Here is an 11,324-nt window from a genome sequence, read left to right on the forward strand (position 1 = left end):
CGTCAATCCTGTTCGGCGCTGGCTTTGGTCGATATCGAGGCATGACCCTGCCTGATCGCCGCTTCAGCGTCCACCAGCGCCGCCGCGGGGCCGCGCGGATCGTCCCAGATCAGGTCCCCGACCAGCACGAAATCCGCGCCGGCCGCGGCGAATTCGCGGGCTTCAATGAGTGTGGCGGCGTAGCCGACGCAAGGCGGCTCGAACAATTCGGCCCACCATTGCAACCGCTCTGCGATCGCGTCCACGGAGGGACGCTCCCCCTTGGCGTCGGGCTCGCCGAACAGCACATAATCGACGCCGGCTTCGCCTGCTGCCATCGAATCGTGCCGGGTCGGCAAGCCGCCGACGCCGGCGATCCAGTCCGGCTTCAACGACGACATCGCGTCTTCAAGCGCCTCGATGCCGTCGATATGGGCGCCATCGGCGCCGGCACGCGCCACCAGTTCGGCGTGGCGGTCGATCAGCAGCGCTGCGCCGCTTGGCTGGATCGCCGGCGCCAGCGCCTTGATGCGCGAGATCATGGTGCGCTGGTCGGTCGTCTTCAGCCGCACCAGTACGGCGGCAACGTCCGCCTTCTTGAGCAGTTCCGGCAGGGTGGCGATCAGCGCGGCGGGATCTTCCAGCAACGGCGTCGCGAGATAAAGCCGCGGCGCGGGCGGCGGTGGAACGGGCTTAGCCAAGACTATGCTGCCTTTTCGGTTTCAAGATCGGTGGTCCACTCGCCCTTGCTGGCGAGTGAATTCATTCGTGCACGATGCGTGAAGGCCTGCTGGCCGGCGCCGACATTGGCAGCCAGGCCGGCCCATGTCTGCTGCGGCGCCGCCTGCAACGCGCGACCATAGGAGAAGGTCAGCGGCCACGGCAATCCACCCATCCGGTTCATCGCATCGAGATGCGCGGTGGCGTCGGCGTCGGATTGGCCGCCGGACAGGAAGGCTATCCCCGGCACCGCCGCGGGCACGCAGTTTTTCAACATCCGCACGGTCTTCTCGGCGACTTCCTGAACGCTTGCCTGCGTCTTCGATTTCTTGCCGGAGATCGCCATGTTCGGCTTCAGCACCATGCCCTCCAGCGCAACGCGCTGGACCCGCAATTCCTGGAACGTCTTGTTGAGCACGCGCGTGGTGACCTCGACGCAGCGGTCGATGTCGTGGTCGCCGTCCATCAGCACTTCCGGCTCGACGATCGGCACGATCTGCGCGGCCTGGCACAGTGCGGCATAGCGCGCCAGCGCATGCGCGTTGACGTGGATCGCCGTCATGCTGGGGATGCCGCTACCGATATCGATTACCGCGCGCCATTTCGCGAACCGTGCGCCGCGCTCGTAATATTTCGCCAGCCGCTCAGCAAGCTTGTCGAGGCCTGAGGTGATGAGTTCGCCGGGGCAGCCCGGCAGCGCCTGGGTGCCTTCGTCGACCTTGATGCCGGGGATAGCGCCGGCCTGTTCGATCAGTCTCACCAGCGGCGTGCCATCGGCAGCATTCTGCCAGATCGTCTCGTCATAGAGGATCACGCCGGAGATGAACTTCGACATCGCCTCCGTGGAGCGAAACATCATCTCGCGATAGTCGCGGCGTGACGCCTCCGTCGACTCCACGCCGATCGCATCGAAGCGTTTCTTGATCGTGCCGCCGGACTCATCAGCCGCCAGCAAGCCTTTGCCGGTTGCGGTCATGGCGCGGGCGATTTTGTTGAGATCGGCGAGGTTCATCGGGCGGTCCTGCATGGTAGCGTTATTGAAGGTCAAAGGTGACGGTTGTCAGGCGAAGCCCAGGAAGACGGCCAAAGCGCGATCTACCGCTGCCATTCCTTCGCCCGACAGCTGACCAATCCTTGCACCGATCTTGTTGGTTTCTACCGTCACGATTTTATCGACCATGATCTGCGACGGAAGCATAAGCCCATTGGACGTGTCGGGATCAACGTCGATACGCACCGCTGGTACATTGCGCAAATCACTGGTGAGCGGCAGGACCGCCAGAGAAGGAATGTCAGAGAACTGGTTGGCCTGAACGATAAGTGCAGGTCTCGGCTTGCCAAAGTCGCCGGCAATGACGACGGAGACGATTTCGCCCCGTCTCACTTCCAGCCTTCATGGTCGAACCACTGCTCGATCTCTGCCAGAATTCTCGGCTCTTGCGGATCATTCTTCAAGATCAGGCACTGCCTGCGAATCTCTTCCCGATATCCCGGCGCGTTCAAATCCGGCACCCAGATGGTCACCGGCTTTAACCCGGCGGCCTTCATCTTGTCGCGGTGCTTGCGCACGCGCCCGGCTCCGTCGGTCATGGCAGACCTCCATACGTTACATGTAACATATGGCAGGCCTGCCGAGCCTTCAAGAACGAAACGGGAAGATCAGGCGATCCCGCTCAGGCGATCTTGGCTGCCAGTTCACCGGAAGCGTAGCGCTTCGCCATGTCGGCGGTGGTGTAGACCTTCTTGAACTTGCTGGCCTGGCCGGCGGTATTGAACTCCTGCAGGCGCTGCTTGCAGAGCTTGACCATCGCGTCCATCGCCGGCTTCAGATATTTGCGCGGGTCGAATTCGCTGGGGTTCTCGCTGAGAATCTTGCGGACCTGGCCGGTCATTGCCATCCGGTTGTCGGTGTCGATGTTGATCTTGCGCACGCCGTTCTTGATGCCGCGCTGGATTTCCGACACCGGCACGCCCCAGGTAGGCTTCATCTGGCCGCCAAAGGCGTTGATGATGTCCTGCAGGTCCTGCGGCACCGAGGAGGAGCCGTGCATCACCAGATGGGTGTTGGGCAGCTTGCGGTGGATTTCCTCGATCACGTTCATGGCCAGAATATCGCCGTCCGGCTTGCGGGTGAACTTGTAGGCGCCGTGCGAGGTGCCCATCGCGATCGCCAGCGCGTCGACCTGGGTCTCCTTGACGAATTTCACGGCCTCGTCGGGATTGGTCAAAAGCTGGTCGTGCGACAGCTGGCCTTCGGCGCCGTGGCCGTCCTCGGCTTCGCCCATGCCGCTCTCCAGCGAGCCGAGCACGCCGAGCTCGCCTTCAACAGAAATGCCGCCGAGATGTGCCATGTCGGTCACCGTCTTGGTGACTGACACATTGTAGTCCCAGTCGGCGGCGGTCTTGCCGTCGGCCTTCAGCGAGCCGTCCATCATCACCGAGGTGAAGCCGGCCTGGATCGCGGTCATGCAGGTTGCCGGGCCATTGCCGTGGTCGAGATGTACGCAGACCGGGATCTGCGGGTAGATTTCGGTGACGGCGTCCATCATGTGCTTCAGCATGATGTCGTTGGCGTAGGAGCGGGCGCCGCGCGAGGCCTGGATGATCACAGGCGCGTCGACGCTCGACGCCGCCTCCATGATCGCCAGCGCCTGTTCCATGTTGTTGATGTTGAAGGCCGGCACGCCGTAATCGTGTTCCGCGGCATGATCGAGCAGTTGACGCAGCGTAATGCGGGCCATGGGAACTCCTGGTGAGAGGTGGGGCGGTGCGGTCTGCGTGACCGGCAACCGGAGAAGGCAGCCTCGCTATTACCGCGGTGACCGCAGGAATCCAAGTCGCCGAACGTCGCGGATAATGCGGAGGTTAATGGGAGGACTGTGAAGGAGCGCAGCGATTCTCAGCTCGTCCTAGCTTCCAACGCAGATACGCTCTTCGACCTCATTCACTCGCAGGTCAAAATCACCGGCTGTCGCGCACATCATCACCAGCATGCCGGCGCTATCGCGGCGCTGTTTGTGCATGATGCTTTCAATGCGTTCAAACCGTGCCTCGGTTGCAAGTCTGAACTGCCCCAACTCGGACCGGAGCGCGCCGATGCTTTCCTGAATCTTGATCAGAACATCCAGCGTGACATCTCTCGGATTGTGAGTCAGGACGGGAACATAGCATAAACACCGCGGCCGACAATGCTGTTGTCAGCCCTTTGCCGCCGCCCGCAGCACGTCCACGCCCGGCAGAGGCTTGCCTTCCATCCATTCGAGGAAGGCGCCGCCGGCGGTGGAGATATAGGAGAAATCATCGGCCACGCCGGCGTGGTTCAGCGCAGCCACGGTGTCTCCGCCACCAGCAACCGAAATCAACTTCCTGGCCTTGGTGCGCGCTGCTGCGTGCTTCGCTGCGGATACGGTGCCGGTATCGAACGGCGTCATCTCGAACGCGCCGAGCGGGCCGTTCCAGACCAGGGTCGCAGCGTCATCGATCGCGGCATTGATGCGAACGATCGATTGCGGGCCGACGTCGAGAATCATGCCGTCGGCGGGAATGGCGTCGAGGCCATAGGCCTGCGACGGCGCATTGGCCGCAAAATGAAACGCGACCACGGCGTCCACCGGCAGGATGATCGCGCAGCCCGCGGCTTCCGCCTTGTCGATGATGCGCAGCGCGGTCGCGGCGAGATCCTTCTCGCACAGCGACTTGCCGACGCCGATGCCCTGCGCGTGCAGGAAGGTGTTGGCCATGCCGCCGCCGATCACCAGCGCATCGACCTTGGTGACCAGGTTCTCCAAAAGGTCGATTTTCGACGACACCTTGGCGCCGCCGACGATGGCGATCACCGGACGGGTCGGTGCATCCAGTGCCTTGCCGAGCGCATCCAACTCAGCCTGCATGGTGCGGCCGGCAAAGGCCGGAAGCTTGTGTCCAAGGCCTTCGGTGGTGGCGTGGGCGCGGTGCGCGGCGGAGAAGGCGTCGTTGACCCAGATGTCGCCGAGCTCCGCCAGTTCGGCCACGAAGGCCGGATCGTTCTTCTCTTCGCCGGGATGGAAGCGGGTGTTCTCGAGGCAGAGAATGTCGCCATCCTGCATGGCGGCAACGGCCTTGGTGGCGACGTCGCCGATGCAATCGTCCGCGAAGGCGACCGGCTTGCCGATCACGCCGGCGAGCGCGGCGGCGACAGGCTTCAGCGACAGCTTGGGATCGACGCCCTTGGGGCGTCCGAAATGCGCTAGCAGGATCACCTTACCGCCCTTGCCGGAAATCTCGGTGACGGTTGGTGCGATGCGCTCGAGCCGTGTCGCGTCGGTGATGCGGCCGTTATCCATCGGGACGTTGAGATCGACGCGCACCAGCACGCGTTTGCCGGAGACGTTGACATCGTCGAGGGTGCGGAAGGAATTGGTCATGTGCGTGTGTCCCGGGAGGCGGTGCATCGATGCGGAGCACCGCGAAGCCGGGACCGCGACGGATTGAAACGGTCCCGGGCGCGGTGCATCACCGAGTAATGCACCGCGCCCGGAACACGCTGGTTAGATCAGCTTGCCGATCGCGACGGCGGTGTCGGCCATGCGGTTCGAGAAGCCCCACTCATTGTCGTACCAGCTGAGCACGCGGACCAGCGTGCCGTTCTGCACCTTGGTCTGGTCGAAGGCGAAGGTGGAGGAGTGCGCATCGTGGTTGAAGTCGATCGACACATTCGGGTGCGCGGTGGTGCCGAGGATGCCCTTGAGGTCGCCGCTCTCGGCAGCTGCCTTGAAGGCGGCGTTGATCTCGGCGACCGTGACCGACTTCTTGGCGATGATCTTGAGATCGATCACCGAGACGTTCGGGGTCGGCACGCGGATCGAGACGCCATCGAGCTTGCCGGCCAGTTCCGGCATCACCAGGCCGATCGCCTTGGCGGCGCCGGTCGAGGTCGGGATCATCGACATCGCCGCGGCGCGGCCGCGGTAGAGATCGCTGTGCAGCGTGTCGAGCGTCGGCTGGTCGCCGGTGTAAGCGTGGATCGTGGTCATGAAGCCGGTCTCGATGCCGACCAGCTCGTTCAGCACCTTGGCGACCGGCGCCAGCGCGTTGGTGGTGCAGGAGCCGTTGGAGACGACCAGATGGTCCTTGGTCAGCGTCTTGTGGTTGACGCCGTAAACGATAGTCGCGTCAGCACCATCGGAGGGCGCCGACACCAGCACGCGCTTGGCGCCCGCGGTGAGGTGCATCGAGGCCTTCGCCTTGGCGCTGAAGATGCCGGTGCATTCCAGCGCGATGTCGATGCCGAGGTCCTTCCACGGCAGCGTGTTAGGATCGCGCACCGCGGTGACCTTGATCTTGCCGCGGCCGATATCGATGCTGTCGCCGTCGACAGTGACTTCACCGGGGAAACGGCCGTGCACGCTGTCGAAGCGCAGCAGGTGCGCGTTGCTCTCGACCGAGCCGAGATCGTTGATGGCGACGACTTCGATGTCGGTGCGCTTGGACTCATAGATCGCCCGCAGGACGTTGCGGCCGATGCGGCCAAACCCGTTGATCGAAACCCGGACTGCCATTCAACTTCTCCCTTAGCTCAAAACCTTGATGTTGCTCATATATAGTGCGCTTGACGACCGTTTCATGCCCTGAATGGAACGCTGGCGCAATGCGTCTGAATCGCCAGCGTTCCGACAGGGTTAAGCCGCGTTGTGACGTCGCGTCGCGGCTTCCACCACGGCTTCGACGGTAATGCCGAAATGCTTGTAGAGGTCTTTGGCCGGGGCGCTGGCGCCGAAGCCGGTCATGCCGATGAACACGCCGTCATGGCCGATCACGGCATCCCATCCGAACCGCACCGCGGCCTCGATGGCGATCTTGACCGGCGCCTTGCCGATGATGGCATCCTGCTTTGTCGCCGGCTGCTGCAGCAGCAGTTCGAGCGATGGCACCGATACCACGCGGGTGGCGATGCCCTTCGCGGCAAGCTGCTTCTGCGCGATGACGGCGATCTCGACTTCGGAGCCGGAGGCGTACAGCGACACCTTGGCTTCGCCGTCGGCGGCGATCAGCTCGTAGCCGCCGGTGGCGCACAGGTTCTCGGCCTTGGCGACGGTACGGGCCGGGATCAGGTTCTGGCGCGACAGCGCCAGCACGGTCGGGCCCTTGGTGTTTTCCAGCGCCAGCAGCCAGCATTCGGCGGTCTCGATCGCGTCGGCCGGGCGGAAGGTGCGCATGTTCGGCATCGCGCGCAGCGAAGCCAGATGCTCGACCGGCTGATGGGTCGGGCCGTCTTCGCCGAGACCGATCGAATCGTGGGTCATGATGTAGACCACCGGGATGTGCGACAGCGCCGCGATCCGCATCGAGGGCCGCGCATAGTCGGTGAAGCACATGAAGGTGCCGCCGGCCGGTGCGAAGCCGCCGTGGGCGGAAATGCCGTTCATCGCGGCGGCCATGCCCATTTCGCGGATGCCGTAATGGATGTAGCGGCCGCTGAAATCGCCGGGCTTCACGTCCTTGGCGTTCTTGGTGCGCGTGTTGTTGGACGGCGTCAGATCGGCGGAGCCGATCAGCAGTTCCGGCATCACCGGCACCAGCGCTTCGAGTGCCAGTTCGCTGGCCTTGCGGGTCGCGATGGTCTGCGGCTCGGCGATCAGCCTGTCCTTCAACTTGCCGATGGCCTCGGCCATCGCGGCCGGACGCTTGTGGTCGATGCGACGTTGGAATTCGCTGCGCTGCTCGGCCGGCAATTTGTCGAAATTCTTCTTCCACTCGGCATGCGCCGTGGCGCCCTTCTTGCCGACGTCACGCCAGGCGGTGAGGACGTCATCGGGAATCTCGAACGGGCCGTAGTTCCAGCCCAGTGCCTTCTTGGCGCCGGCCAGTTCCTCGGCGCCGAGTGGCTCGCCGTGGGCTTTCGAGGTGCCGGCCCGGGTCGGTGCGCCGAAGCCGATGGTGGTCTTGCAGGCGATGAAGGAAGGCGCGTCGGCCTTCTGCGCGGCGCGAATCGCAGCGGCAATGGCGGCCTGGTCGTGGCCGTCGACATGCACCGCGTTCCAGCCGTGCGCCTTGAAGCGCGCGACCTGGTCGACGCTGTCGGTCAGCGACAGCGGGCCGTCGATCGAAATGCCGTTATCGTCCCACAGGAAGATTAGCTTCGACAGCTTCAGATGGCCGGCCAGCGCCATCGCCTCGTGGCTGATGCCTTCCATCAGGTCGCCGTCGGAGCACAGCGCATAAGTATAGTGGTCGACGATATCGCCGTATTCGGCGGCGAGCAGCCGCTCCGCCAGCGCCATGCCGACCGAGGTGGCGATACCCTGGCCGAGCGGACCGGTGGTGGTCTCGACGCCGGCGGTCATGAAGCTCTCGGGGTGGCCCGGGGTCTTCGAATCGAGCTGGCGGAATTTCTTGATCTGGTCGAGCGTGACGTCCTCGTTGCCGGTCAGATACAGCAGCGCGTAGAGCATCATCGAGCCGTGGCCGGCCGACAGGATGAAGCGGTCGCGGTCCGGCCAGCGCGGATCGGCGGCGTCGAATTTCAGGAACTCGGACCACAGCACGGTCGCGATGTCGGCGGCGCCCATCGGCAGGCCGGGATGGCCGGAATTGGCCTGCTGGACAGCGTCCATCGCAAGTGCGCGGATCGCATTGGCCATTTTATTGTGATCAACCTGCGCCATGTTCATTCCGCCTGAAGTGAGATGTTGGGGACGTTGTGCATCCGCTGGAGAATGCGGCGTTGCAGCAAGTCGTGGTATGCCAGTGGAGGGGGGCTGGATAGCATCTGCCCGGATCAGAGTCCAAGCCGGTTGGGCTTTTCCGCGCCATTTTGTGGTGCTTTGCGGTGCATAGCTTCCGTGCGGCGTTGCGCGGGGCTTGCTTGCCACGTAAATTTCCGCGCCTAAAGGCTTGCCGAGCCGTGGCTTTTGCGTCCCGGCCGGTTTTCACCGAGCTTCGTCACTCAAGGTCCCGCGTCCGGAATGATCGATCGCCCCGCTTATGGTCCTGCAAGCCCGGATCCCGCCCAGAGCGGGATGGCGGAGATCGACGCGGCGACGCGGCGGCTGATGGCGGCCCTGGCGTCGCTGGAAAGCGCTGTGGAGCGCCGCCGTGAGGCCGACCGCGATGAGGACGAGCTGGCGACGCGAATCCAGGCGCTCGGCGCCGACCGCTCGCGGCTCGCCGACGAGCTCGACGGTACGCTGGTGAAATCGCGCCGGCTGGAGCGCGCCAACCGCGACATCGCCGACAAGCTCGATGCGGCGATCGGCAGCATCCGCGCCGTGCTCGAGGCTGACGACACCACGGACGATGCCGCATGAGTCACGTCAACGTCACCATCAATGGCCGGCAGTATCGCATGGCCTGCGAAGAGGGCCAGGAAGCCCGGCTGCTGCGGCTGGCCGAGAGCCTGGAATCCCGCGTGGAGAATTTGCGCGGCAAGTTCGGCGAGATCGGCGACGCGCGCCTCACGGTGATGGCCGCGCTGACGGTGGCCGATGAACTGCTCGACGCCAACCAGCGCATCCGCGCGCTGGAAGAAGAACTCGCCGCCTTGCGCGATGTCCGTGTGGTCGCTGCTGACCGTGCCAGGGCCACGCAGAGCGCGGTTGCCGCCGCGCTGAATTCTGCGGCCGACCGCATCGAGAAGACCACCCAGATTCTCAACCGCACCATCGGCGGCGGCATCGCCATCGGCTAGGTGGATAGGGCCGCGTTGCCACTGGCGTCCGCCATCCATAGCGCCTACATTGCGCTTGCGAGGCTGCGTCGCGCGTCAGGAGCCACATATCCCCGGGGCCTTATCGATCCTCACGGGAACTGTCCCTGGCCAGGTCCGTGGACCTGGCTACATGGTGCCCACCTACTTTCGTAGGTGCTCCGGGATCGAGTGCTTCAACGGCCACCGCGGCTTCGCACTTTTATTTTTGATGGTTGTCGATTTGAACATCGCCGCTCACATCCGCACCATCAGGCGAGACTTCAGCGCCGGCGCTGAATGTCGATGACGCCCGGTTCTTCAGACAACGATAAAGCGACGCTCCGCATCGCAGCCCTTGCGCTGCGCGCCGAACTCTCCGGCACGCAACGCCGTGCCGCGGCGCAGGCGGTCGCGTCGCACGTTTTTCCGCTGCCGATCATCCGCGGCAGCATCATCGCCGGCTATTCGCCGATCCGCAGCGAGATCGATCCGTTTCCGCTGATGCGGCAGCTTGCAGCAACGCATGGCGCGCGCCTCGCGCTGCCGGTGGTGGTCGCCCGCAATGAGCCGCTGCTGTTCCGCCAGTGGTCACCCGCCGATGCGCTTGTTCCCGGCGAGATGGGCATCCCTGAGCCGCCGATGGAGGCACCGGAATTGCTGCCGGACATCCTGCTGGTGCCGCTTGCCGCCTTCGACCGCGCCGGCCATCGCATCGGCTACGGCGCCGGGCACTATGACCGCACCTTCGCGCTGTTGCGGGTGACAAAACCGTTCATCGCGATCGGGCTCGCCTTCGACCTGCAGGAAATCGAGGCCGTGCCGGCCCAGCCGCACGACGTAAAGCTGGATTATGTGCTAACGGAAACCCGAGTAATCGATTTCCGGAGCATTTGATTTGCGTATTCTTTTCATCGGCGACGTGGTCGGCAAGACCGGGCGCACCATCATCCTCGACCGCCTGCCGGGCCTGGTGCGCGACTGGAAGCTTGATCTGGTCGTCATCAATGGTGAGAACGCGGCCGGTGGCTTCGGTATTACCGAGACGATTTACAACGATCTGGTGGACGCCGGCGCCGACGCGGTGACGCTCGGCAATCATGCCTGGAATCAGAAGGAGGCGCTGGTGTTCATCGAGCGCGCGCCGCGCCTGATCCGGCCGCTGAATTTCCCGCGCCACACGCCGGGCAGAGGCGCGGCAATGATCGATGCGAAGAATGGCGCCCGCGCGCTGGTGATGAATGCGATGGGCCGCGTCTTCATGGAGCCGCTCAACGACCCGTTCAGTGCCGTCGGCAAAGAGATCGATGCTTGCCCGCTGGTCGAAGCGGTGGACGCCATCGTGGTGGATTTCCACGGCGAGGCTTCCAGCGAAAAGCAGGGCATGGGCTACTTCTGCGACGGCCGCGTCAGCCTCGTCGTTGGCACGCATACCCATGTGCCAACCGCGGATCACCAGATCCTGGCGGGTGGCACTGCCTACATGACCGACGCCGGCATGACCGGCGATTATGATTCCGTGATCGGCATGCAGAAGGAAGAGCCGGTGCGGCGCTTCACCACCGGGATTCCGTCCGGGCGCTTTGAGCCGGCCTTCGGCCCGGCGACGCTATCCGGCGTTGCGGTGGAGACCGACGACAAGACCGGGCTTGCCGTGCATGTTGGGCCGGTGCGCCTCGGCGGTCGCCTGTCGCAAGCGGTGCCGGAGTTCTGGGTCAACTGAGGGCCTTAGGCGTCAGAGCTTGTACGCCGTCCGAAACCCGCCCCAGTGCCGGCCCTGTACGCGGATTGGTACATCGATCTCGCGCATCATCACGGTGATGCCGTTGCCCATGTCGCGGGCGTAGCTCTGGACCAGATAGGCGCGGGTGTTGCGGCCAGCCGCAAGGCCCGCGGGATCGTTGAAGATGCGGCGGTTGCGCGAGTTGGCGGTGTTGAAGGCGACGTCGCCCGGCCGCTGCGG

General features: G+C 64.3%; 13 protein-coding genes, 1 other RNA gene and 1 pseudogene. 6 read left to right on the forward strand and 9 right to left on the reverse strand.

All coding sequences use genetic code 11. The features are described 5' to 3' along the window. Nucleotides 1-2: 2 nt before the first annotated feature. The 5 genes from JWQ24_RS21480 to fba form a co-directional block, all read right to left on the reverse strand. Nucleotides 3-686, reverse strand: coding sequence for a thiamine phosphate synthase (locus tag JWQ24_RS21480; RefSeq protein ID WP_299812386.1), 684 nt, complete (start codon nt 684-686; stop codon nt 3-5). Next, a complete protein-coding gene (locus JWQ24_RS21485) occupies nt 683-1,711 on the reverse strand; it encodes a class I fructose-bisphosphate aldolase (protein ID WP_299812388.1) in 1,029 nt (342 codons plus the stop codon). Before JWQ24_RS21485 ends, JWQ24_RS21480 begins: the two co-directional genes overlap by 4 nt. Nucleotides 1,712-1,759: 48 nt before the next feature. Next, entirely contained in the window at nt 1,760-2,083 is a 324-nt protein-coding gene (locus tag JWQ24_RS21490) for a type II toxin-antitoxin system PemK/MazF family toxin (protein ID WP_299812357.1), read from the reverse strand. Beyond that, nucleotides 2,080-2,289, reverse strand: coding sequence for an antitoxin MazE family protein (locus JWQ24_RS21495; protein WP_299812359.1), 210 nt, complete (start codon nt 2,287-2,289; stop codon nt 2,080-2,082). Before JWQ24_RS21495 ends, JWQ24_RS21490 begins: the two co-directional genes overlap by 4 nt. 83 nt (nt 2,290-2,372) lie before the next feature. Continuing rightward, nucleotides 2,373-3,440: a class II fructose-bisphosphate aldolase gene (fba, locus tag JWQ24_RS21500; RefSeq protein WP_299812361.1), complete on the reverse strand. Its 1,068-nt coding sequence runs from the start codon at nt 3,438-3,440 to the stop codon at nt 2,373-2,375. Between the two features lie 138 nt (nt 3,441-3,578). Here fba and JWQ24_RS21505 point away from each other — a divergent pair, with 138 nt between their 5' ends. Continuing rightward, nucleotides 3,579-3,872 (forward strand): hypothetical protein, encoded by a 294-nt coding sequence (locus JWQ24_RS21505; RefSeq protein ID WP_299812364.1) that lies wholly within the window; start codon nt 3,579-3,581, stop codon nt 3,870-3,872. A gap of 24 nt (nt 3,873-3,896) precedes the next feature. Here JWQ24_RS21505 and JWQ24_RS21510 read toward each other — a convergent pair whose 3' ends face one another. The 3 genes from JWQ24_RS21510 to tkt all read right to left on the reverse strand — a co-directional run bounded on the left by JWQ24_RS21510 (nt 3,897) and on the right by tkt (nt 8,342). Further along, nucleotides 3,897-5,102 carry a phosphoglycerate kinase gene (locus JWQ24_RS21510; RefSeq protein ID WP_299812366.1) on the reverse strand — a complete coding sequence of 402 codons (1,206 nt, stop codon included), beginning with the start codon at nt 5,100-5,102 and terminating at the stop codon, nt 3,897-3,899. Between the two features lie 123 nt (nt 5,103-5,225). Continuing rightward, a complete protein-coding gene (gene gap / locus JWQ24_RS21515) occupies nt 5,226-6,236 on the reverse strand; it encodes a type I glyceraldehyde-3-phosphate dehydrogenase (protein WP_299812368.1) in 1,011 nt (336 codons plus the stop codon). Between the two features lie 120 nt (nt 6,237-6,356). Then, nucleotides 6,357-8,342 (reverse strand): transketolase, encoded by a 1,986-nt coding sequence (gene tkt / locus JWQ24_RS21520; RefSeq protein ID WP_299812370.1) that lies wholly within the window; start codon nt 8,340-8,342, stop codon nt 6,357-6,359. A gap of 300 nt (nt 8,343-8,642) precedes the next feature. On the opposite strand from tkt, the gene JWQ24_RS21525 reads away from it, so the two are divergent. The 5 genes from JWQ24_RS21525 to JWQ24_RS21545 all read left to right on the forward strand — a co-directional run bounded on the left by JWQ24_RS21525 (nt 8,643) and on the right by JWQ24_RS21545 (nt 11,084). Then, on the forward strand, nt 8,643-8,984 hold the full coding sequence (locus JWQ24_RS21525; protein WP_299812372.1) for a DUF4164 domain-containing protein: 342 nt from the start codon (nt 8,643-8,645) through the stop codon (nt 8,982-8,984). After that, entirely contained in the window at nt 8,981-9,364 is a 384-nt protein-coding gene (locus tag JWQ24_RS21530) for a cell division protein ZapA (RefSeq protein ID WP_299812374.1), read from the forward strand. The genes JWQ24_RS21525 and JWQ24_RS21530 overlap by 4 nt, the downstream gene beginning before the upstream one ends. A 57-nt stretch (nt 9,365-9,421) precedes the next feature. Beyond that, nucleotides 9,422-9,581, forward strand: a non-coding RNA gene (gene ssrS / locus JWQ24_RS21535) — 6S RNA. Nucleotides 9,582-9,661: 80 nt separating this feature from the next. After that, nucleotides 9,662-10,258: a 5-formyltetrahydrofolate cyclo-ligase gene (locus tag JWQ24_RS21540; protein WP_299812376.1), complete on the forward strand. Its 597-nt coding sequence runs from the start codon at nt 9,662-9,664 to the stop codon at nt 10,256-10,258. A gap of 1 nt (nt 10,259) precedes the next feature. Continuing rightward, on the forward strand, nt 10,260-11,084 hold the full coding sequence (locus JWQ24_RS21545) for a TIGR00282 family metallophosphoesterase (protein ID WP_299812378.1): 825 nt from the start codon (nt 10,260-10,262) through the stop codon (nt 11,082-11,084). Nucleotides 11,085-11,096: 12 nt separating this feature from the next. Here the strand turns inward: JWQ24_RS21545 and JWQ24_RS21550 are convergent. Next, nucleotides 11,097-11,324, reverse strand: a pseudogene (locus tag JWQ24_RS21550) (methyl-accepting chemotaxis protein); the annotation flags it as partial.

The organism is Tardiphaga sp., from assembly GCF_028290495.1.
In the GTDB taxonomy this organism is placed as follows: domain Bacteria; phylum Pseudomonadota; class Alphaproteobacteria; order Rhizobiales; family Xanthobacteraceae; genus Tardiphaga.

What these genes read in the sequence shown, in the direction of transcription:
- JWQ24_RS21485 (WP_299812388.1), bottom strand. Translation starts at nt 1,711, where the DNA reads ATGAACCTCGCCGATCTCAACAAAATCGCCCGCGCCATGACCGCAACC.
- JWQ24_RS21525 (WP_299812372.1), top strand. Translation starts at nt 8,643, where the DNA reads ATGATCGATCGCCCCGCTTATGGTCCTGCAAGCCCGGATCCCGCCCAG.
- JWQ24_RS21495 (WP_299812359.1), bottom strand. Translation starts at nt 2,289, where the DNA reads ATGACCGACGGAGCCGGGCGCGTGCGCAAGCACCGCGACAAGATGAAG.
- JWQ24_RS21540 (WP_299812376.1), top strand. Translation starts at nt 9,662, where the DNA reads ATGTCGATGACGCCCGGTTCTTCAGACAACGATAAAGCGACGCTCCGC.
- gap (WP_299812368.1), bottom strand. Translation starts at nt 6,236, where the DNA reads ATGGCAGTCCGGGTTTCGATCAACGGGTTTGGCCGCATCGGCCGCAAC.
- JWQ24_RS21510 (WP_299812366.1), bottom strand. Translation starts at nt 5,102, where the DNA reads ATGACCAATTCCTTCCGCACCCTCGACGATGTCAACGTCTCCGGCAAA.
- JWQ24_RS21530 (WP_299812374.1), top strand. Translation starts at nt 8,981, where the DNA reads ATGAGTCACGTCAACGTCACCATCAATGGCCGGCAGTATCGCATGGCC.
- fba (WP_299812361.1), bottom strand. Translation starts at nt 3,440, where the DNA reads ATGGCCCGCATTACGCTGCGTCAACTGCTCGATCATGCCGCGGAACAC.
- tkt (WP_299812370.1), bottom strand. Translation starts at nt 8,342, where the DNA reads ATGGCGCAGGTTGATCACAATAAAATGGCCAATGCGATCCGCGCACTT.